Source organism: Microbacterium paludicola (assembly GCF_039529675.1).
In the GTDB taxonomy this organism is placed as follows: domain Bacteria; phylum Actinomycetota; class Actinomycetes; order Actinomycetales; family Microbacteriaceae; genus Microbacterium; species Microbacterium paludicola.
This window is the reverse complement of the sequence record NZ_BAAANG010000003.1, coordinates 106,630-126,753: the sequence shown is the minus strand read 5'-3', so window position 1 is coordinate 126,753 and position 20,124 is coordinate 106,630. Positions and strand designations below refer to the sequence as shown.

General features: G+C 71.3%; 24 protein-coding genes. 9 read left to right on the top strand and 15 right to left on the bottom strand.

Translation table 11 applies throughout. The annotated features are described in order from the left end of the window. Positions 1–3: 3 nt before the first annotated feature. Positions 4–897, top strand: a complete 894-nt coding sequence (locus tag ABD161_RS03385; RefSeq protein ID WP_343999684.1) for a glycosyltransferase family 2 protein — start codon at positions 4–6, stop codon at positions 895–897. Between the two features lie 21 nt (positions 898–918). Here the strand turns inward: ABD161_RS03385 and ABD161_RS03380 are convergent, their stop codons facing one another. Both ABD161_RS03380 and ABD161_RS03375 read right to left on the bottom strand, forming a co-directional pair. Further along, positions 919–1,326 (bottom strand): barstar family protein, encoded by a 408-nt coding sequence (locus ABD161_RS03380; RefSeq protein ID WP_343999682.1) that lies wholly within the window; start codon positions 1,324–1,326, stop codon positions 919–921. Further along, positions 1,323–3,338, bottom strand: a complete 2,016-nt coding sequence (locus ABD161_RS03375) for an ABC transporter ATP-binding protein (protein ID WP_344000092.1) — start codon at positions 3,336–3,338, stop codon at positions 1,323–1,325. Before ABD161_RS03375 ends, ABD161_RS03380 begins: the two co-directional genes overlap by 4 nt. A 258-nt stretch (positions 3,339–3,596) precedes the next feature. Here ABD161_RS03375 and ABD161_RS03370 point away from each other — a divergent pair, with 258 nt between their 5' ends. Further along, positions 3,597–5,102: a DHA2 family efflux MFS transporter permease subunit gene (locus tag ABD161_RS03370; protein ID WP_343999680.1), complete on the top strand. Its 1,506-nt coding sequence runs from the start codon at positions 3,597–3,599 to the stop codon at positions 5,100–5,102. A gap of 80 nt (positions 5,103–5,182) precedes the next feature. Here ABD161_RS03370 and ABD161_RS03365 read toward each other — a convergent pair whose 3' ends face one another. Continuing rightward, positions 5,183–5,329, bottom strand: coding sequence for a hypothetical protein (locus tag ABD161_RS03365; protein ID WP_343999678.1), 147 nt, complete (start codon positions 5,327–5,329; stop codon positions 5,183–5,185). A gap of 88 nt (positions 5,330–5,417) precedes the next feature. Here ABD161_RS03365 and ABD161_RS03360 point away from each other — a divergent pair, with 88 nt between their 5' ends. Further along, positions 5,418–6,119, top strand: a complete 702-nt coding sequence (locus ABD161_RS03360) for an SGNH/GDSL hydrolase family protein (RefSeq protein ID WP_343999675.1) — start codon at positions 5,418–5,420, stop codon at positions 6,117–6,119. A gap of 4 nt (positions 6,120–6,123) precedes the next feature. Here the strand turns inward: ABD161_RS03360 and ABD161_RS03355 are convergent, their stop codons facing one another. Then, the gene (locus ABD161_RS03355) at positions 6,124–7,122 is read right to left on the bottom strand and encodes a magnesium and cobalt transport protein CorA (RefSeq protein ID WP_135113690.1); all 999 of its coding nucleotides are present in this window, start codon (positions 7,120–7,122) and stop codon (positions 6,124–6,126) included. A gap of 166 nt (positions 7,123–7,288) precedes the next feature. Between ABD161_RS03355 and ABD161_RS03350 the strand changes: the two genes are divergently transcribed. Then, the gene (locus ABD161_RS03350; RefSeq protein WP_343999673.1) at positions 7,289–7,837 is read left to right on the top strand and encodes a type 1 glutamine amidotransferase domain-containing protein; all 549 of its coding nucleotides are present in this window, start codon (positions 7,289–7,291) and stop codon (positions 7,835–7,837) included. Positions 7,838–7,861: 24 nt separating this feature from the next. On the opposite strand, the gene ABD161_RS03345 is transcribed toward ABD161_RS03350, so the two are convergent. Beyond that, positions 7,862–8,380: a GNAT family N-acetyltransferase gene (locus tag ABD161_RS03345; RefSeq protein WP_343999671.1), complete on the bottom strand. Its 519-nt coding sequence runs from the start codon at positions 8,378–8,380 to the stop codon at positions 7,862–7,864. A gap of 55 nt (positions 8,381–8,435) precedes the next feature. Between ABD161_RS03345 and ABD161_RS03340 the strand changes: the two genes are divergently transcribed. Continuing rightward, positions 8,436–8,795, top strand: coding sequence for a nuclear transport factor 2 family protein (locus ABD161_RS03340; RefSeq protein ID WP_343999669.1), 360 nt, complete (start codon positions 8,436–8,438; stop codon positions 8,793–8,795). A 7-nt stretch (positions 8,796–8,802) separates the two neighbouring features. On the opposite strand, the gene ABD161_RS03335 is transcribed toward ABD161_RS03340, so the two are convergent. Genes ABD161_RS03335 through ABD161_RS03325 form a run of 3 tightly spaced genes read right to left on the bottom strand, consistent with a single transcriptional unit; the run spans position 8,803 to position 10,900 of the window. Further along, entirely contained in the window at positions 8,803–9,231 is a 429-nt protein-coding gene (locus tag ABD161_RS03335; protein ID WP_343999666.1) for a cupin domain-containing protein, read from the bottom strand. A 28-nt stretch (positions 9,232–9,259) separates the two neighbouring features. Then, complete coding sequence (locus ABD161_RS03330) at positions 9,260–10,633, bottom strand: HNH endonuclease signature motif containing protein (protein WP_343999664.1); 1,374 nt, start codon at positions 10,631–10,633, stop codon at positions 9,260–9,262. Between the two features lie 60 nt (positions 10,634–10,693). After that, on the bottom strand, positions 10,694–10,900 hold the full coding sequence (locus tag ABD161_RS03325; RefSeq protein ID WP_343999662.1) for a hypothetical protein: 207 nt from the start codon (positions 10,898–10,900) through the stop codon (positions 10,694–10,696). A 51-nt stretch (positions 10,901–10,951) separates the two neighbouring features. Here ABD161_RS03325 and ABD161_RS03320 point away from each other — a divergent pair, with 51 nt between their 5' ends. Further along, positions 10,952–12,868 (top strand): penicillin-binding transpeptidase domain-containing protein, encoded by a 1,917-nt coding sequence (locus tag ABD161_RS03320; RefSeq protein WP_343999660.1) that lies wholly within the window; start codon positions 10,952–10,954, stop codon positions 12,866–12,868. A 4-nt stretch (positions 12,869–12,872) separates the two neighbouring features. Continuing rightward, positions 12,873–13,166 (top strand): DUF1905 domain-containing protein, encoded by a 294-nt coding sequence (locus ABD161_RS03315; protein ID WP_343999658.1) that lies wholly within the window; start codon positions 12,873–12,875, stop codon positions 13,164–13,166. A gap of 15 nt (positions 13,167–13,181) precedes the next feature. On the opposite strand, the gene ABD161_RS03310 is transcribed toward ABD161_RS03315, so the two are convergent. From ABD161_RS03310 to ABD161_RS03300, 3 genes are all read right to left on the bottom strand, one after another. Continuing rightward, positions 13,182–13,514: a hypothetical protein gene (locus tag ABD161_RS03310; protein ID WP_343999656.1), complete on the bottom strand. Its 333-nt coding sequence runs from the start codon at positions 13,512–13,514 to the stop codon at positions 13,182–13,184. Between the two features lie 65 nt (positions 13,515–13,579). Further along, a complete protein-coding gene (locus ABD161_RS03305) occupies positions 13,580–14,368 on the bottom strand; it encodes a GNAT family N-acetyltransferase (protein ID WP_343999655.1) in 789 nt (262 codons plus the stop codon). A 22-nt stretch (positions 14,369–14,390) separates the two neighbouring features. Continuing rightward, positions 14,391–15,251 carry a LysR family transcriptional regulator gene (locus ABD161_RS03300; protein WP_343999653.1) on the bottom strand — a complete coding sequence of 287 codons (861 nt, stop codon included), beginning with the start codon at positions 15,249–15,251 and terminating at the stop codon, positions 14,391–14,393. Between the two features lie 77 nt (positions 15,252–15,328). Here ABD161_RS03300 and ABD161_RS03295 point away from each other — a divergent pair, with 77 nt between their 5' ends. Next, entirely contained in the window at positions 15,329–16,267 is a 939-nt protein-coding gene (locus ABD161_RS03295) for an EamA family transporter (protein ID WP_343999651.1), read from the top strand. Here ABD161_RS03295 and ABD161_RS03290 read toward each other — a convergent pair. Then, positions 16,258–16,824 (bottom strand): dihydrofolate reductase family protein, encoded by a 567-nt coding sequence (locus tag ABD161_RS03290; RefSeq protein WP_343999649.1) that lies wholly within the window; start codon positions 16,822–16,824, stop codon positions 16,258–16,260. The genes ABD161_RS03295 and ABD161_RS03290 overlap by 10 nt on opposite strands. Positions 16,825–16,906: 82 nt before the next feature. After that, positions 16,907–17,083 carry a hypothetical protein gene (locus tag ABD161_RS03285; protein WP_343999647.1) on the bottom strand — a complete coding sequence of 59 codons (177 nt, stop codon included), beginning with the start codon at positions 17,081–17,083 and terminating at the stop codon, positions 16,907–16,909. A 268-nt stretch (positions 17,084–17,351) separates the two neighbouring features. On the opposite strand from ABD161_RS03285, the gene ABD161_RS03280 reads away from it, so the two are divergent. Further along, complete coding sequence (locus ABD161_RS03280; RefSeq protein WP_343999645.1) at positions 17,352–18,320, top strand: bile acid:sodium symporter family protein; 969 nt, start codon at positions 17,352–17,354, stop codon at positions 18,318–18,320. A gap of 57 nt (positions 18,321–18,377) precedes the next feature. Here the strand turns inward: ABD161_RS03280 and ABD161_RS03275 are convergent, their stop codons facing one another. Beyond that, complete coding sequence (locus ABD161_RS03275; RefSeq protein WP_343999643.1) at positions 18,378–19,247, bottom strand: endo alpha-1,4 polygalactosaminidase; 870 nt, start codon at positions 19,245–19,247, stop codon at positions 18,378–18,380. A 59-nt stretch (positions 19,248–19,306) separates the two neighbouring features. Next, complete coding sequence (locus ABD161_RS03270; protein WP_343999642.1) at positions 19,307–20,005, bottom strand: catalase family protein; 699 nt, start codon at positions 20,003–20,005, stop codon at positions 19,307–19,309. Positions 20,006–20,124 lie beyond the last annotated feature (119 nt).

The following is a 20,124-nucleotide window of genomic DNA, read 5'->3' as shown; positions in this document are numbered from 1 at the left end:
GGCGTGCCCGCATCCCCGCTCGTGACCGTCATCGTCCCCGGGTGGAACGTGGCCCCCTATGCCGCCGAGGCGCTCGCCTCGCTGCGCGCGCAGACGCTCGACGCGTGGCGTGCCGTCCTCGTCGACGACGGTTCCGCCGATGGGACGGGCGAGGTGTTCGCCCGGTTCGCCGCGCAGGATGACCGCTTCACGCACGTGACGCATCCGTCGCAGCGCGGCCTCGGTGCCGCGCGCAACACGGGCCTCGAGCTCGTCGACACCCCTTACCTGGGGTTCTTCGACTCGGACGACGTGATGCTTCCGCGCGCCCTCGAACGGCTTGTCGGCTCGCTCGAAAGCACCGGCAGCGACATCGCGGTCGGCCAGTACACGCGTCTGCGTCCCGTCGACGGTGGGTACGCGCCCTCCCCCGTGCAGCCCTGGGTCGAGGCGTCCACCGCCCCGGCGCGTCGCGGCGTCACCCTCCCCGAGCACCCCGAGGTCACCGCCAACATCGTCGCGTGGTCGAAGGTCAGCCGCAGCGACCTCTGGCGGGATCACCACGTGAAGTTCCCGCAGGGCCTGTACGAGGATCAGGCGGTCACAGCCCTCCTTTACGCCAGGGCGCGCGCGATCGACACCGTCGCCGAGCCCGTTGTGCACTGGCGCGTCCGCGCGGAGGGAACGTCGATCACGCAGCACGAGGCCGACCCGGTCGTGCTCGCCGCCTGCCTCGCCGCGCTGCACGACGGGCTCGACATCCTGCGCCGCGAGGCGCCGGAGGTCGCCGCCCGCGCGCGCATCGGCCAGATCCTGCGCATGGACATCCCCCGGCTGCGGGCGCTCGACCTCGATACCGCGTCCCGCACCGCGGTGGACGACTTCGCCGCCGAGCTCACGGAGTGCCTCGACGACTGAGCCGCCGGGCCGGCACGCGCCTCAGCGCCGGTCGAGCGCGATGTTCGGGTGCGACTCGATGACCTCGATCACGCGGTCGAGGTAGGTCATTCCCGTCCCTGCGTCGAGCGCGGCGAGGTCGGCGACGAGGAGGTCCTGGGCGTAGCGCTCGTCGCCCAGCCGGCGGCGCAGCCATTCCCGGGTCGTCTCGACGCCGAGGGCCGCGGCGCTCGCGGCGAAGTCGTGCCAGACGAGCGTCACGGCCTCGTCGCCCTCGATCGTGCCGAAGCCGCCGTAGAGCACGTCGTTCAGCGCGTCCAGGCTCTCGCCCAGCCGCCAGTCGACTCCCCGCATGAGCGCCCGGTCGAGCTCGACGTAGAGGGTCGGGATGTCGCGGATCCGGTCGCCCGCGATCTCGATGACCCGCGACGTCCCGCGGTCGTCGCTCATGCTTCCGGCACTCCGGAGACAGCGGGTGGCAGCACGACGACCGGCGCGAACGCGGCGGGCCGGTCGTCGGCCGGGGGCCTGTCGGCCCGGCGGGTGCGAAGCTCGGGGTCCTCGTCGTCGTGCGCCTCGGCTTGGAGCACCCGGCTGGCGGCGAGCTGCTCCTCCGCGAGCTCGGCGTAGAGGCCGCCCATCGCGACGAGGGCGGCGTGCGTGCCCGACTCCACGATCCGGCCCGCGTCCACGACGTGGATGACGTCCGCGTCGATCACGGTCGACAGCCGGTGTGCGATCGACAGGGTCGTCCGTCCCGCGGCGGCGGTCTCCAGCGCCTCCTGCACGATCCGCTCGGACACGGTGTCGAGCGCGCTCGTCGCCTCGTCGAGCAGCAGGACCGGCGGATCCTTCAGCAGCACGCGGGCGATCGCGATCCGCTGCTTCTCGCCACCCGAGAGGCGGTAGCCGCGCTCGCCGACGACGGTGTCGTAGCCGTCCTCGAAGCCCGCGATGATGTGGTGGATGTTCGCCTTGCGGCACGCCTCCTCGATCTCGGCGTCCGTCGCATCCGGCTTCGCGTAGCGGAGGTTCTCGCCGATCGTCGCGTGGAACAGGTACGTCTCCTGCGACACGATGCCGATGTGGTCGATGATCGACTCCTGCGTGAGGCGGCGCACGTCCTCCCCCGAGAACAGCACCTCGCCCGCGGACGCCTCGTACATGCGCGGCGTGAGGTACAGGATGGTCGTCTTGCCCGCGCCGGAGGGCCCGACGAACGCCACCTGCTGCCCCGGCTCCGCCACGAACGAGACCCCGTGCAGCGTGGGCCGCGAATCGGGCGCCGCGTCGGGGTACCGGAACGACACGTCGCGGAACTCGATGCGCCCCACCGGGCCGGGCGCATCCGTCACCGAGACAGCATCGGGCGCATCCGTGATCGCCGGCTTCAGGTCGAGGTACTCGAAGATGCGGGCGAACAGCGCAGCCGACGTCTGCACGTCGAGCGCGACGCGCATCAGGCCGATCAGGGGCTGCAGCAGCCGCGCCTGGACCGTGGTGAAGGCGACGACCGTTCCCGCAGTGATGATGCCGGGATCGCCGGCGAGCAGGAATCCGGCGACGAGATAGATCACCGCGGGGACGCTCGCCATCAGCACGTGCACGATGGCGAAGAAGCCCTGGCCGCTCATCGTCTGGCGCACCTGCAGCGAGATCTGGTTGGCGTTCTCCTGCGCATACCGCGCCGACTCGGTGCGCTGACGGTTGAACGACTTCGACAGCAGGATGCCCGACACGCTCAGGGTCTCCTGCGTGATGGCCGTCAGCTCCGACAGCGACTGCTGCGTCTCGGCGGCGATCCGCGCACGGATCTGCCCGACGCGGCGCTGCACGAGCACCAGGATCGGCATGAGCACCACCGCGATCAGGGTCAGGCGCCAGTCGATCAGGATCATCGCGACGAGCGACGCGACGACGGTGACGGTGTTGCCCAGGATGCTCGCGACCGTGTTCGTCAGCACCCCCGAGACGCCGCCGACGTCGTTCTGCAGGCGCGACTGGATGACGCCGGTCTTCGTGCGCGTGAAGAAGCCGAGCTCCATCGCCTGGAGGTGCTCGAACATCCGCACGCGCAGGTCGCCCGTGACCCGGTTGCCGACGTTCGAGGTGAACCAGGCCTGCGCGACGCCGACGAGGGCGCTCACGATGTAGAGGCCGACGATCAGCAGCACGAGGCGCACGAGCAGGTCGAGCTGCACGGCGCCGACGACGCCCGCCCGCTCGTCGACCGGGAACAGCGCGTCGTCGAAGATGCGCTGGATGACGAGGGGCGGAATCGCGCCGAGCGCGGCCGCGATGACGACGAGCAGCCCGGTGATGGCGATCCGTCCTCGGTAGGGGCGGAACAGCGCGACCACGCGGCGACTGAGGTCGGGGATGCGGGGAGCCTCGGCGTTCTGACGGCGCAGCGCCGCCTCGTCGACCGCGCGACCGCCGCCCCCTCTGCCGTGACCCGCCATGCTCACTTCGACTCGCCCCGTTCGCTTCGTGCACCGCTCGCGGCAAGCCTACGACGGGCCTATGACACGCCGTCCGCCTCGGCGACGGCAGGGTGAACCCGGAATGAATCTCCGCTCACCGGGAATAGCGTGTCGGAAGGCGAGGTTAGGCTGAATCATCGGCTCGCATTCTGCGCCCTCCCGCCGGCCCACCCACTTCGCACGGCATCCTTCCGGTGCCGCACCGGGTGCTTCGCCCTTCCCGTCTCGAGGAAAACGATGACAGCCACCGACACCACCCCGCACACCGGGTCCGTCCCCACCCCGCCGGCTGCGCCCGATGTCGATCCCGCGGGCATGCGCGTCGTCTGGCTGCTGCTGATCGCGGCCTTCGTCGCGATCCTCAACGAGACGACGATGAGCATCGCGATCCCGCACCTCAACGTCGACCTGGGCGTCCCGCCCGAGCTCGGCCAGTGGCTGACGAGCGCGTTCATGCTCACCATGGCGGTCGTCATCCCGACCACCGGGTTCCTGCTTCAGCGGCTGACGACGCGTCAGGCGTTCCTGCTCGCCATGTCGCTGTTCTCCGCCGGCACGCTTCTCGCGCTCGTCGCTCCCGGCTTCTGGGTGCTGCTGCTCGGCCGCGTCATCCAGGCCGCCGGCACGGCGATCGTCATGCCGCTGCTGATGACGACCGTCATGCGCGTCGTCCCCGCCCACGCCCGCGGGCGCATCATGGGCCGCGTCGGCATCGTCATCTCGCTCGCGCCTGCCATCGGCCCCACGCTCGCCGGCGTGCTGCTCGACATCGCCAACTGGCGCTGGATCTTCGGCGTCGTGCTGCCCATCGCGATCGTCGCGCTCGTCATCGGCGCGAAGCTCCTGACCAACCTCGGCGAGACGACGCGCGCGCCGCTCGACGTCCTGTCGGTCGTGCTGTCGGCACTCGCCTTCGGCGGCATCGTCTTCGGCCTGAGCCAGGCCGGCGGCGGCTCGCACGGCGCCGAGGCCACCGCGGCGATGCCCGCCGGGGTCGCGTTCGCCATCATCGGCGGGGCGGTGGTGATGCTCGGCCTGTTCGTCTGGCGGCAGATCGCCCTCCAGCGGGTGGATGACGCGCTGCTCGACCTGCGGGTCTTCGCGTCGCGCAACTTCACGTTCGCGATCGTCGTGATGGGCATCCTGTCGCTGGCGATGTTCGGCACGTTCACGGCCCTGCCGCTGTACATGCAGGATGTCGCGCAGCTGACCGCGACCGAGGCGGGCCTCGTCGTCCTGCCCGGTGCGATCATGATGGGTCTGCTCGGCCCGGTCATCGGCCGGATCTACGACGCGCGCGGCGCGCGCATCCTGCTGATCCCCGGCACGATCCTCGTCGCCGGCGTGATGATCTTCTACTCCATGCTCACCGAGTTCACCCCGGTGTGGGCGCTCGTCGTGGCCCAGATCACGATGTCGATCGGCATGGCGATGTCGTTCACGCCGCTGTTCTCGGCCTCGCTCGGCTCGCTGCAGCCGCGCCTGTACTCGCACGGCTCGGCGGTGCTCAACACGCTGCAGCAGGTCGCGGGTGCGGCCGGTGTCGCGGTGCTCATCACGACGATGGCCTCGGTCAGCGCCTCGCGCCAGGCCGCCGGTGTCGCCGAGCTCGCCGCCGGAGCAGCGGGCGCGCGTGCCGCGTTCCTGTTCTCGGCCATCGTCGCGGTCATCGCGGTCGCGGCGGCGTTCTTCGTGCGCAAGCCGGAGGAGCAGCCGGGCCAGGAGTTCCACGGCGGCCACTGACCTCGGATACGACGGAAGGCCGTCACGACATCATCGTCGTGACGGCCTTCTCGTGTGTGCGGGCGCTTGAGCCCGTCGCGTCAGCTGTCGGTGGATCCGGGCAGGATGCAGACCCCGTCGATGCAGACGGCGGCGTCCTGGGTGCCGAGCGGCATCAGCGCGATCGGCGCCGCGGTGTCGGCGGCCTCTGTCGGGTGCGCCTGCTGCGGAGGGGTCTGCGAACTCACGCGGGCAATGGTACGCCCGCTCCGGGCCGGAGGGGGCCGTCCCACCGGACTCAGGGCACGGGCAGGTCGCGCGGGACAGGATGGAGGAATGCGCACCCGCAGGATCGTCATCGCCTCGCTCGCGGCCGCCGTGCTCGCCGCGGCGGGCGCGGTCGCCGCGGTGTCGCTCACCCGCGCGGGCGCCGAGCCGCCGGGGTGCGATGACATCCGCGCGTACCAGGAGCGCTACGGCGAGATCGAGACGCTCGGCGACGGCCCCCGCGAGGTCGCCGTCCTCGGCGACTCGTACTCGGCGGGCGACGCGCTGAGCGATCGCGGGCAGCGCTGGACGGACGTGCTGCCCTCGCTCGACCCGGAACTCACGGTGCGGCTCGACGCCGTCCCCTTCACGGGCTTCGTCAACCGCGGCGCCTGCGGGCCGAACGCCTTCACCGACCGGATCGACCGGATCGTCGCCGAGGCCGGCGACGCGCTCGTCATCCAGGGCGGGCTCAACGACGTGTTCGCCGAGCCCGCGAGCGTCGCCGCATCCGTCCGCGACGTCCTCGACGCCGCTGGGGAAATCGAGCACGTGGTCGTCATCGGCCCGACCGACGCGCCGGCGCGCGAGGGCGAGGCAGTGGTCGACGCGGTACTCGAGCGCGAGGCGGCGGCCCGAGGAATGACGTATGTGTCGGCGCTCGAGTGGGAGCTGCCGTTCGGGCCCGACCGCCTGCATCTCACCGCCGACGGGCACCGCGCCTATGCCGAGAAGGTGCTCGATGCGCTCACGGAGGCCGGGGTCGGCTGAGCCGCTACATCCAGCGGCGCCACTTGAAGATCCCGTACAGGCCGACGGCGGTGAGCGCCATCAGGGCGAGGGCCATCGGGTAGCCCCACATCCAGTGCAGCTCGGGCATGTTGTGGAAGTTCATGCCGTAGATGCCGGCGACGAGGCTCGGGCCGAACAGCACGGCGGCCCATCCGGAGATCGTCTTCACCTGCTCGTTCTGTGCCAGCGCGGTCTCGGTCTGGCGCTGGGTGACGAGCGTCGAGTTCACCGTGAGCGCGTTGTCGAGGATCGCGCGGAACGCGGTGAGGCGCTCGGTGATGCGGATCGAGTGGTCGAGCACGTCGCGCAGCGAGCGCTGCAGCTCGATGTCGACCCCGTAGCGATCCGCGCCGCGCAGCAGGCCCTCGAGCATCGTGGTCAGCGGCACGGCGGCGCGCTGGAAGCCGAGGACCTCGCGCGAGAGCAGGTAGATGCGCTGGGAGAGCTCGGCGCCCTCCGTGCCGAACAGGGCGTCCTCGATCTCGTCGATGTCGTTCTGCAGGCCGGCGACGACCGGCTCGTACTCGTCGACGACCTCATCCATCACCGCATAGAGCACTGCCTCGGGGCCGAAGCCGAGCAGCTCCTGCTGGCCCTCCATCCGACGACGAACGCGGGCGAGGTCCGGCGACTCGGCGTGGCGGATGGTGACGACGAAGTCGGGGCCGACGAACACGTGCAGCTCACCGAACTCGACCGTCTCCTCGGTCTCGAGGTAGCGGGCGGGAAGCAGCACGGCGAACAGCGTGTCGCCGTAGCGCTCGAGCTTCGCGCGCTGGTGTCCCTGCAGGGCGTCCTCGACGGCGAGGGGGTGAAGCGAGAACTCGCTCGCGACCTTCTCGATCTCGTCGCGCGTGGGTCGGAAGAGCCCGATCCACGCCATCCCTCCCTGCGCCCGCATGTACTCGAAGGTCTCCTCGAGGCTCGCGGGGTTCTCGATGCGGCGGCCGCCGACGTACACGGCGTTGTCGATGATGGGCACCCGCCCATTGTCGTCGCGGGCGGCCCTCGACACCGGCAGGCGCGTCCGCGAGCCCCGGTGCGTCGGCCGGTAGCGACGGTCGCCGTGGAGCGCAACCCCGCTGACGCCGGCGGACCGCTTTCGTATCGTCGCTGGCGACCCCAGACGAACGACAGAAGGAGGCATCATGGCGGAACTCACCGGAAAGCGTGTCGCGTTCCTGCTCACGGACGGCTTCGAGGACAGCGAGCTCACCAGCCCGTGGCAGGCGGTGACGGAGGCGGGAGCCGAGGCGGTGCTCGTCTCGCCCGCCGAGGGCGAGATCACGGGGAAGAACGGCCACACGCAGGCGGTCGACCTCGCCGCGTCGTCGGCGTCCAGCGGCGACTTCGACGGGCTCGTGCTTCCCGGCGGTGTGGTGAACGCCGACCACCTGCGCATGGATCAGCCGTCCGTCGAGCTCGCGAGGTCGTTCTTCGCCGAGCACAAGCCGGTGTCGGTGATCTGCCACGGCGCCTGGATCCTGATCGAGGCGGATGTCGTGCGCGACCGTCGGCTGACGAGCTATCCGAGCCTCAAGACGGATCTGCGAAACGCCGGGGCCGACTGGGTCGACGAGGAGGTCGTCGTCGACGCGGGGCTCGTGTCGAGCCGCACGCCCGACGATCTGCCGGCGTTCAACGCCAAGACGGTCGAGGAGCTGGCCGAGGGCGAGCACGCGGGCCAGCACGCCTGATCCGCGCCCGGGCCGCGGACGGTCTCAGTCGAGGGCGATCCAGTACCGGCGCAGCAGCTGATCGCCGTTGCGCCGGAGGTCCTCGAGGACGCCGCCGTTCTTCTCGATCACGCGCGCGGACGCGGGGTTGTCGTCGTGGCAGACGACCAGGATGCGGTCGTACCCGCGTCCGCGTGCGAGGTCGACGGTGCGGGCAAGTGACCACGTCGCCAGCCCGCGGCCGCGTGCGGAGGGGCGGATGCCGTAGCCGACGTGGCCGCCGAAGTTGCGGAGGAAGTCGGTCAGCTCGTGGCGGAAGGAGACGGACCCGAGGTACTCGTCTCCCTCGACGATCCAGCGGTAGGTGTCGGTCACGAGCCCCGGGCGGCGGGGCGTGGTCTCGGCCGCGACCAGCGACTCGACGAACTCGGCGAAGCCGTCCGGGGTGAGCACGTCGTCGTCGTCGTGGATGCCCGCGCCGTCCTGCACCGCGCCCTCCCACTCGGCGTGGGACTCGAGGAAGGAGCGGTGGAACCGGGTGTCGGGTGTGACGAGTTCAGCCATTCCCCGATGATGCCAGCCCGTTGCGCGGCGACGCGGACGCGGCTAGACACGGCCTATGACTCGAGCACAGGACTGGCTGGACGGGTACCTCCGCGCGTGGAAGTCGTACGCGGAGGAGGACGTCCGCACGATCTTCACCGACGACGCCGAGTACTGGTTCCGGCCGAACGATCCGGAGCCGACGCGCGGCATCGACGCGATCGTCGCGATGTGGGACTCCGACCGGGGCGACGACCCCGAGTTCGACTTCGAAGTGCTGATCGAGGACGATCGGCTCGCGATCATCAAGGGCCACGTGAACTACCCCGAGGGCAAGCACTACTCGAACATCTGGGAGGTCTGGTTCGCGCCCGACGGCCGCGCCCAGAAGTTCGTCGAGTGGTGGATGCTCCCCCGCAAGCGCGCGGCCGGCTGATCCCCGCTCACCACGGCGAGGGGCGATCCGGATCCCGCGTCGCGTCGTCGGGCAGGTGCGGCAGCTGCTCGCCGCCCGCGCGGATGCAGAACCAGCGCATCGGCTCGGGGCTGTCGGGCAGCGCACGCCAGGTGCGCCAGACGCCCTGCCCGACCCGGATGGCGGACCCGGGACCGACGTCGACGACGTCGTCGTCGAGACCCATCTGGCCGCGACCGGTGAGGAAGACGTAGAGCTCCTCGACCTTCGCGTGGGAGTGCCAGTAGCCGGCCTCTTCGCCCGGCTCGAACACGTTGGCGGTCATGCCGATGTACTGCATCGTCAGCTCGTGGTCGACGACGCGCCGCCCTTCGCGTGACGTCTCCGGCCGGAACCCGCCGTAGTGCTCGCGCCAGTCGTCGAACCCGCCAAGCTGCGTGACCTCGTAGTCGCTCATGTCCGCCAGGCTAGCGATCGGGGCCCGCTCAGAAGGGGGCGTCATCCGCGGCCGGCTCGGGAGGTGGATCCGGATCGGCCGCCTCGAGTTCGGCGACGAAGCGGACCACGGATGCTGGATGGTCGGTGATGACCCGTCCGGTCGGCGTCGTCGCCTCGATGACTCCGCCGCCGAGATGGCGGAAGCGCCAGGCAGAGTTGTGCTTGAGCACGTGATGGGCGCGGCACAGGTGGCTCGTGTTCTCGACCGAGGTCGGGCCGCCATCGGAGTACGGGATCGTGTGATCGACGTCGCAGCGCCGGATCGGCTGCCGGCACCCGGGGAACCGGCAGTGCTCGTCCCGCGCAACGAGGAAACGCTTCTGAGCCGCCGTGGGCGTGTAGGCGTCGGCCACGGCGAGGCAGCCCGTGTCGGGGTCGATGAACAGGCGGGTCCAGGTGTGCGCACCGGCGGCGAGCCGTCGTGCGACATCCGCCGAGATCGGACCGTGCCCGGCGAGGAACGCCGCATCATCGCCGATGCCCGTGATCGTGTCGGCCGGGATCGTGATCTGGACCGTCGCCTTGATCGACGCGAGGGCGTTTCCTCCAGTGGCGTCGGACACCTCCGCCGTCGGGTGGCCGGTCAGCAGGAGGTCGGTGGCGACGTCCGCCCGGATCTGCGCCAGTGTCCGCTCGTCCTTCGGCTCCGGCTCGAGCTCGTCGACGAGCGACCCGAAGGCCGACGGCTGCGGCGAGCGCGCCGCCCGTTGGATCGACGCCGCCATCTGGCCGATGCGGTCCTGGGCGCCGTGCACCAGGGCCGACTCGGCGACGAGGTGGAGCTCGCTCATCCCGTCGCCGAGCTCATCCACCCACGTGCGCCGCTGCGCACGCGCGGCCCGGTGCCGTTCGACGAACGACGTCGGCTCGATCCGCTCGGCGACCGCCTGCGCGATCGGGCGCAACAGTGCGGAGGTGGTCTCCGCGGCGCGCGGCAGCACGACGCTCTCGTAGCGCCGGCGGTCTGCCACCCCGGTCAGCCTGATCCCCTCCGCGACGACGACCGCGGCGTGGGCGCGCGTGATCACTCCGTCGCAGAGGGCCGTGTACGTCGCGGGGAACTGCTCGATCAGCACGGCCGACTCATCCATCCGGCTGCGGACGGTGCCCTCGGAGATGTGGGTCGCGGTCGCGATGTCCGCGGCGATCGCGCGAATCGGCAGCTGGTATCGGGACGGCGCGTCCATCTCGGCCATGACCTCGAGCGCGAGCGCCTGCGCCGACCCGAGCAATGATGCCTTGATCGCCTCGAGCCCGGCGATCATCCGCTCGACGCTGATGACCCCCTCGACGATCGCGCACGCCGCGTCGCGCTGGGCGGGATCGAGTTCCCACCTGTCTCCGAACGACTGCCTGGCCATGGATCCATCATCCCACGAGCCTCGGACATTCGTTCGAATGTCGGCGGTCCGGTGGATAAGTCAGCCGAGAGCCCGCAGCCGGTTGATCTCCGCGGCGAGAGCCGCGCGCAGCGCGTCGTCCCTCGGGCCCAGCGCCGTCGCCGGATCGGTCCAGCGCTCGCGGGGATACAGCCAGACGGGGTGCCCGACGATCTCCAGCGGCTCCCAGTCGTACCGCGGCCAGATGTGCGCATGAAGGAAGGCATCGGTGTTGCCGAGGATCTCCACGTTGACGCTAGCGATCGACCCCGTGTCCGACGCCCGTGCCAGGATGACCAGGTGCGCACGCCTCACTCGACCCGACGTCCGCTCTCGCTCCCCCGCCTCGGCGCCGGCATCGCCGTCGCGGCGCTGCTGCTGCCGCTGTCCGCGTGCACCGATGCGAGCGAGGAGGCGACCCGCGCCCTTGCCGACGACCTGGCGGCCGCCCTGTCCGGCCACACCCTCGACGGCGTCGCACTGACGGACCCAGCGGCCGCGGCAGCCTTCGAGGAGCAGGTGGAGCCGCTCGCCGACTACGCGGTGAAGGTCTCGGCCGGCGAGGTCGAGCGCGAGGGCGGCACCGGCTCCGTCGTGCTCCACTGGTCCTGGGACGTCGAGGGGCACGAATGGGCCTACGACACCACCGCGGCACTGGTCGAGGGCGACGAGCAGACGTGGGCGGTCGACTGGTCGCCGGCCACCTTCGTCCCCGACCTCACGGCGGACGAGCGGATCCAGATCCAGCGCGAGTACGGCCCGCGCGCGGACGTCCTCGACACGGCGGGAAACCCCATCGTGACGATGCGCCCGGTGGGGCGGTACGGGCTCGACAAGGCGAACACCCCGCCGGATCAGGTGGGCACTTCGGCGGAGCGGATCGCCCAGGCCCTCGGGCTGGATCCCGCCGGCTTCCGCGCGACCGCCGAGGCGGCGGGGCCCGAGGCGTTCGTCGAGGCGCTCACGGTGCGCGAGGGCGAGGAGGACCTTCACGTGGCTCCCGAGTTCGCGTCGATCCCCGGCGCCCTGCGGGTGCCGGATGAGCTCGCGCTCGCCCCGTCGCGCACGTTCGCCCGGGAGATCCTCGGCTACGTCGGCGAGGCCACCGCGGAGGTGGTCGAGGCATCCGAGGGAGCGATTCGCCCGGGTGATCGCGTGGGCCTCGCGGGCCTGCTCGCCACGTACGACAGCACGCTGCGCGGCACGCCGACCCTGCGGATCGAGGCCGTCGGCGCCGACGAGGAGCGCCGCGACCTCGCCGAGTTCACCGGCGAGCCCGGCAAGCCCGTCACCCTCACGCTCGACCAGGCGATGCAGACCGAGGCGGAGCGCATCCTGTCGCCCCTCGCCGGCGAGGAGGCGCCCGCGAGCGCGCTGGTCGCGATCCGGCCCTCGACGGGCGAGATCCTGGCGGCGGCGAACGGTCCGGGCAACGCCGGCATGAACGTCGCGACCGCGGGGCAGTATGCGCCGGGCTCCACGTTCAAGCTCGTGACGTCGCTCGCCCTGCTACGGGCCGGGGTGACGCTCGAGGACACCCTCAGCTGCACCGAGACGCTCGACGTCGACGGCTACACCTTCCATAACTTCGGCGACTACCCGGCGAGCGCCCTCGGCGACGTCAGCTTCCGCACCGCCCTCGCCAACTCGTGCAACACCGCTCTCATCGGCGCGCGCGACCGGATCGAGGACGACGCGCTCGTGTCGGCGGCCGAGGCGCTGGGCCTCGGCGAGGCCCCCGACCTCGGCTACCCCGCCGCCCTCGGAACCGTGCCCGCGCCCGCCGGCGAGACCGAGAAGGCCGCCGACCTCATCGGCCAGGGCAAGATCCAGGCGACGCCGCTGGGAATGGCCACGGTCGCCGCCTCGATCCAGGCGGGCCAGACGGTCGTGCCGCACCTGATCGCCGACCGCACCGGCGAAGCCGAACCCGCGCAGCCCCTGACTGCGGACGAGGCGACCTCGCTGCGCGAGCTGATGCGCGCGGTCGTCACGGATGGATCCGCCACCTTCCTCGGCGCGATCCCCGGCGAACCCGTCGGCGCGAAGACAGGCACCGCCGAGTACGGCGAGCCCACCGCCGACGGCGAGTACCCCAAGCACAGCTGGATGATCGGGACGCACGGCGACCTCGCCGTCGCCGTCTTCGTCGAGACGGGTGAGTCGGGCGCCAAGACCGCGGGACCGCTGCTGCAGGCGTTCTTCGAGAGGTACTGACCGGATGGCATGGGAGTTCGAGGCCGAACTGATCGAGTGGCGCGGCCCGGCGCCGTTCGTCTTCGCTCCCCTGCCGCCCGAGCTGTTCGCCGAGGTCAAGGACGCCGCGCGCGGGCTGATGTACTGGGGCCAGATCCCGGTCATCGCGCGGATCGGCTCCACCGAGTTCGACACGGCGATGTGGCCGAAGGACGGGCGCTTCCTGCTGCCGATCAAGGTCGCGGTGCAGCGCTCCGAGCGCATCGACGTCGGCGATGTCGTGACCGCCGTCGTGCGGCTGCCGGACGAGCGCGGCTGATCCCGACGCCGGTCCTCAGCCGGTGCCGCCGCCGGTGCCGAAGACCGGGTAGGCGACGAGCAGGGCGACGACGACCGCCGCGCTCGCAGCGAGCATCACCGCCTCGCTCGGCGCGATCCTGCCGCGACGAGCTGTCGCCCGAACCGCCCGCGCGATGACGAACGCGCCGACGATCAGGGCCCACGCGAGCAGCAGCCATCCGAGGATCATCAGCATCGTGGGCAGCGAATCCGAGTCGGGGATTCCTCGCCAGATCGCGTCTCCGACCATCAGTGTGACCGCGGCGCACCCGGCGAGCGCGAGCACCACCGCGGCGGCGATCGGGCGGGCCTCGCGCGTCGTCTCCATGAGGCGAACGCTATCGATGGATCCGCCTCCGGATCAATGCCGAATCGATGGACGCGGCCCGACGATCACCGCCGCCAGACGTAGGGCGTCGTTGTCGAGACCTTCACGAGGCCGGACCGCTCGAGGATCGGACGCGAGAACTCCGTGGAGTCGCTGTGCATGAACCGCTTCCCGAGTGCCAGCGCGGACCGTGCACGGGCCGAGGTCAGGGCGCGGTAAATGCCCTTGCCGCGCCACTTCTCGAGTGTGGCGCCGCCCCAGATGCCTGCGAAATCGGTGCCCGCGACGGGCTCAAGGCGACCGGCGCTGACGATCTCGCCGTCATGCTCCGCGACCCAGAGCTCCATGCCGTCGCCGCGCGCGAGCCGAGACAGGATCGCGTCCGCATACTCGACGGAGACCTGCCCACCGAACACGCGATCCTGCATCGCGCACATGGCGCGCACGTCTCGCTCATCCTCCACCTTGCGCACGGTGACACCATCCGGAAGCGGGATGTCGGCGACGAGCGACGCCGCCTCGCCGATCATGACCGACTCCGGGTCCTCCGGCTCGAACCCCCGCGCGATGAGCGCGTCGTGCAGCCCCGGAGCGCGGTCGTGGCCGCGGGTCTTCCATTCGACCTTGACGACGGCGCCGTCGGCTTCGTAGTGCGCGAGAGCCTCCGCGACGAGCCGCTCGATCTCGCCCGCGTCCGCACCTCCGAGGTCCTGGTAGGTGATGAAGCCACGACCTCCCGAGAAGGTGACGAGCCGGAGAGGCCCGAGCGTCGTCACGGAGAGCGCGCTCGGAGTCTCGGCATCTGTGCGGAGCTGTTCGTCGTAGGCGCGTCGCAGCGCAGTGGTGTCCATCATCGTCACGCTACTGCCGCCGCGGTCAGATGCCGCCGAGGAACGCGAGCGCGGCGGGCGAGGGATTGAACGCGCTCCAGGCGAGGCATTCGACGCGCGTCGGACCGTCGACGACGGCGACCGTGCGGAGGTCGCGGCCGTCCGCGACCACTCCCGGCGGAAGGAGCGCGATGCCGAGACCGTGCTGCACGAGGTCGAGCATCAGGTCGATGTCCATCAGCTCGAAGGCGATCTCGCGGCGGAGCCCGAGGGCATCGAACGCTGCGTCTGACTGGGCTCGACCCGGTGTCGCGGCCGGGAAGTCGACGAAGGTCTCCTCCGCCAGCTCCTCGAGCCGCAGCCGCCGGCGCTCCGCGAGCGGATGGCCGCCGGGAACGACGACGATGTGACGGGCGCGCGCCAGCACCCGGGTCCGCACCCCCGTGTGCGACACCTCCTGCCGCAGGCCGAGAACGGCCACGTCGAGGGCGCCCGCGGCGATCTCGGCGATGAACGTGTCGCTCGAGCCCGCGTGCATCCGGATCCGGACCGCGGGATGGGTGCGATGGAACACTCCGAGGGCGGCCGGGATGTCGATCGCCGTGACGGTGGGGATGAGCCCGAGGGTCAGCTCACCGCGGATCTCACCCGTCGCGGCCGCAGCGTCGGTGACGGCGCGCGCTGCCGCATCCAGGCTCGCTCGCGCGGCCGCGACGAACGCCTCGCCGGCCGCCGTCACCTCGACCCTGCGGCTGTTGCGAGCGAACAGCGCGACGCCCAGCTCGCGCTCCAGGGCCTTGATCTGATGGCTGAGCGCCGACTGCACCACGTGGCATCGCTCGGCCGCCCGGGTGAAGCTGCGCTCCTCCGCCACCGCGACCGCGTACCTCATCTGCTGCAGCTCCATCCGTTCATGATGCCGCCTCATGGATGCGATGCCAACAATGCGTTGGACTCATGGTCGTCCCGCTCGACGATTGCTGCATGGCCACCACCGTCGCGAGTCCCATCCACACGTCGCCTTCGGGCGTCTCCGGTCGCACGGCGCTCACCGCGGTCGCTCCGATCGTCTGGGGCTCGACCTACATCGTCACCACGCACCTGCTGCCCGAGGGGCATCCGCTGTTCGCGGCACTGATGCGCTCACTGCCGGCCGGGATCGTCGCGATCCTGCTGGCTCGGCGGCTTCCCCGGGGAGCGTGGTGGTGGAAGAGCCTCGTACTCGGCACGCTCAACATCGGTGCGTTCTTCCCGCTGCTGTTCCTGGCCGCGCAGCACCTTCCCGGTGGGGTCGCCGCGACCCTCGGTGCCGCGCAGCCGCTCGTCGTGGCGTTCCTCGCGGTGGCGATCCTGCACGAGCGCCTGTCCCGGTGGCGCCTCGGCTGGGGCGTGGTCGGGATGACCGGGGTCGCGCTGGTCGTGCTCGGGCCCGACGCCGCGCTCGACCCGATCGGCCTGCTCGCAGGCATCGGCGGAGCGGTGTCCATGGGCGTCGGCGTCGCGCTCACCAAGAAGTGGGGGCGACCCGAGGGCGTCGGTGCGGTCGGGCTCGCCGGATGGCAGCTGACCGCGGGCGGGCTCGTCCTCCTCCTTCCCGCCCTGCTGATCGACGGCGTCCCGCCCGGGATCGACGGCCCCGCCGTGATCGGATACCTCTGGCTCGGCATCGTCGGCGCGCTCGTCGCCTACACGGTGTGGTTCGCCGGGATCGGGCGGCTCCCGGTGACGGCGACCGCGCTGTTGGGTCTGCTCTCGCCGCTCGTCGCGGCCCTCCTCGGGGCGACGATCGCGGGCGAGGCGCTCAGCGCCGTCCAGCTCCTCGGGTTCGCGCTCGCGCTGTGCGCGATGCTCGCCGGCCAGCTGTCCCCCGCGGCTCGCGGCGCGCGCCCGTCCCCCGCGGCGTCCGGGCCTGGTCAGGCGTAGGGCGCGACGTAATGCGCGTAGAGGGTGCTGCCGAGCTGGCGCTGCTCGACGAGACGGAGGTCGAGCCGCACATCGGCCGGCAGCGCCCGCAATCCGCCGCCGATCACCTTCGGGACGACGAAGAACCGGTAGTTGTGCACCATGCCGGCGCGGATCGCCGGCTCCGCGGTCGTGGGACCGAAGATCTCGACCTCGCCCGGCGCGTCGCGGACGATCCGCTCGAGCTCGTCCAGCCCCAGATCCGGCACGAGCCGCGCCCTCTCGGAGGCGACATCCGCCGGCGCGAGGGTCGAGGAGGCCACCACGAGGCCGATCCCTCGCCAGCGCCGGGCGAACTCGTGCTCATCGGCACCCCGGGAGTCGTCCTTGGGATCGATGTCCCAGTACTGCATAAGTCGGTACGTGCGTCGCCCCAGCACCTCCGTTGAGACCAGACCCATGCGCTCGACGTGGAACCGGAAGACGTCATCGCCCGGGCCCGACCAGTTGAAGTCCCCGTCGGCGTCCGCGACGTATCCGTCCAGCGAGACGGTGGCGGTGAAGCTCAGACTGCCCATGGCACATGGTCGTCCCGGCCGGTGGCCGCGCGCAACGGGTCGCGCGGAGAACCGGATCAGCGGGGCGCTCCGATCCGGACGTTCAGACCTGGGCGGGCCGGCTGTGCGCGAGGCGGAGGACGACGAGCTTCGGCAGCACGCTCATGAGCCGCCGGATGAAGCGATTGCGCCCGCCCGAGACGACGCTGATCGGCGGGTCCCTCCGCTGCAACGCGCGCAGCGTCACGGCGACGACCTCCTGCGGGGTCTGGAACCGCACGCCGCTGCCCTCGGTACCGGATCAGCGAGCTCGCGGAGCGGACAGCCACGATGTGGGCGCAGGGCGTGCTGGCGGATGTCGCGCGCGATACATCCTCCTGACGGCGTCGCTGCCAGGACGGGCGGGATCTGCCGCCCAACATGGCGCGGCGGGGTGCGTCGGCGGAAGATCACGGCATCCTACGCATTTCGCTCATCCGCACACGGCCGCGACGCTCCCGACTGCGCAGATCGCACGGCCTGAGGCACCGATCTGATACTCATGAAGGATGAGCACCACCCAAGCCGCCCCGGATATCGCCGCCCCCTCCGCCGATCGTGCCGCCCGCCTCGCCGTCACGGTCTTCCCGATCCTCGTGATCGTCGCGGGGGTCATCGGCTTCGTGCTGCCCGACGTGGTCGCGCCTCTCGGGCAGGCGGTGCCGTGGCTGCTCGGCGTGGTGATGTTCGGGATGGGCCTGACGCTCACGCTCCCCGACTTCACGCGCATCCTGAAGCGTCCGTGGATGGTGGCGATCGGCGTGGTGCTGCAGTACCTGATCATGCCGCTCACCGCGTGGCTGATCGCGCTCGCCCTCCAGCTGCCGGCCGAGCTCGCCGCGGGTGTGATCCTCGTCGGCTGCGCGCCGGGCGGCACTGCGTCGAACGTCGTGACGTACCTCTCACGCGGCGACACTGCGCTGTCGGTGACGGTGACGACGTGCTCGACGCTGCTCGCGCCCGTGCTCACGCCGCTGCTGACCCTGTGGCTCGCCGGCCAGTTCCTGGAGGTGCCGTTCGCATCGATGATGATGTCGATCCTGCAGACCGTGCTGCTGCCGGTCGTCGCGGGTCTGATCGTGCGGCTGCTGCTTCGCAGGTGGGTCGAGCGGGTGCAGCCGGCGCTGCCCTGGCTGTCGACCGTGGCGATCGCCCTGATCGTGGCCGCCGTGGTGGCGGGCAGCGCCGACAAGATCGTCGAGGCGGGCCTGCTCGTCTTCCTCGCGGTGTTCCTGCACAACGGCTTCGGCCTGCTGCTCGGCTACCTCGCCGCGTCGGGGATGCGGATGACGCAGCGCGAGCGCCGCGCCATCAGCATCGAGGTCGGCATGCAGAACTCAGGCCTCGCGGCATCGCTCGCCGCCGCCCACTTCTCGCCGCTCGCGGCCCTGCCCGCCGCGGTGTTCTCGGTCTGGCACAACCTGTCCGGGGCGATCTTCGCCCTCATCATGGGACGCCGCCCCGTCACGGACGAGTGACGGGAGGCGCTCCCGCGGTTCGACGCCGGTGAGCGGCCGATGCTGGCGCAGGACGTGTCAGCACGAGCGATAGACGTAGTCCGCGCTGCTCGGACCGAGGAGGTCCCTGTCTCGCAGGATCGTCAGCGGCGCGCGATCCGGCAGCCGGCAGACGTCCCCGAACGTCGCGGATCCTTCGTCGAGCGAATCCGGATACTCGATCTGCAGGACGTGATTGCCATACACGTCGGTGTACGCGCCGCACTCATCCCAGACACCGCACTCCTCGGTGACCGCGAAGTCGAACCCGAGCTCGTCGTGAGCGATCCGCGTGATCTCGGCGGCATTCTTCTGGGCGATGGCGAGCCCCGCGGCGTGCGCACGTTCCACATACGCCGTCGCGAGCGCATGCGCCCCGACCCGGTCGACGCGGTCGAAGCGCGTCCACGTGTCGAGGTTGTCGATCTCGACGGCGTCGAAGCCGTCCGCCGCGCAGCCATCGATCACGGGGCCGAGCACGTCGACGATGCCGTCCCGCTGGGCCGCGGTCGAGGGATCGAGGATGTACTCGTCGGGCCACTCGGGATCCACCAGGAGCCCGCCGGTCGCATCCCGCAGCAGCAGGTCGTCGCGTTCGAGCCAGAACGCGGCGTCACCGGGCTGCGTCTGGAAGCCGTTCACGTAGCAGACGTTGTAGGCGCCCTCGAGTGGCTCCGCCGTCGAGTCGCGTACGACCACGTCGATGTCCACGGGGCCGGCGCCGCGATCCACGCGTTCGTAGACCTCTCCGAGCTGATAGTCGAAGACGCCGTCGGTCGGCGGCAGCGTCGCCGCGCCGCTCGCGCCGGGCGGCTCAGTCGCGCCCGCCGCGCATGCGGCGAGCGCCGCCGCCGTCACCATGATCGCCGCGACGGACGCCGACTTCCTCACCGCGTCCTCGGGCAGCATCTCGACACCGACCCAGTCTCTCGCAGGCACCCGCGAGGGGCGCGCTGATCGCCGCGCGCCTACCCGGAGGTCCCGCGCTGCGCGGCGCGGTAGCTCGGCTCCCGCAGTCGGCGCACCCAGGGGTAGGTCGTGGATCCGGGGAGCGGATGCCGCACCGGATCGAAACGCAGCTCGGCCGAGTCCGCCTCGGCAGCGGGCCGGAGCAGGACGTCCGCAAAGGGGTGCCACTTCTCGGTCGGCGACGCGTGATAGAGCCGGATCCGCCACGGCTGCTCCTGGAGCGAGCGCCGCAGGCGCTCCAGGTCCGCGGGGAGCACCCGCGAGGGGACGCTCCGGCCGCAGATCAGCACGGGCCCCCGCGGCGAGCGGTACGGCAGGAGACTCCCGAACGTCGCGCCCGTCGCCGCGCGCCGCGGCACGAGTACGAACCGGGAGGGGAACCCGATGCCGGTCGACGCGAGCAGGACATCCGCGGTCCGCCCTTCGTCGGTGTGGAATCGCAAGGCGAGGCCGAGCACGTCCGGCAGTTTGTCGGGCAGCCCGACTCCCCGCGACAGCCGTGCGGTCACCTCGAGCGGCTCTGCCCGGGCCTCGTCGATCCAGGCGATGCCCGACGGCGACGCACCGGGCAGCCAGGTCGCCTGCCCCGTCAGCACCAGCCCGCGCGAATGGATGGGGCGCGGATGACGGACGCGCCGCAGCAGGGAGAAGAAGCCGCGCAGTACGGCTCCGACCACGTCCGCGAGTCCCGTGAGCATGCGGCCATTATCCCGGCCGAGCGATGCCGAGATAAGCCCGGGACCGGACACCAGACCGCGCGGTACGTGCCGGACGGCGCGGCACGGCACGAGACCGCAATCGCAGCACGAGACCTAGA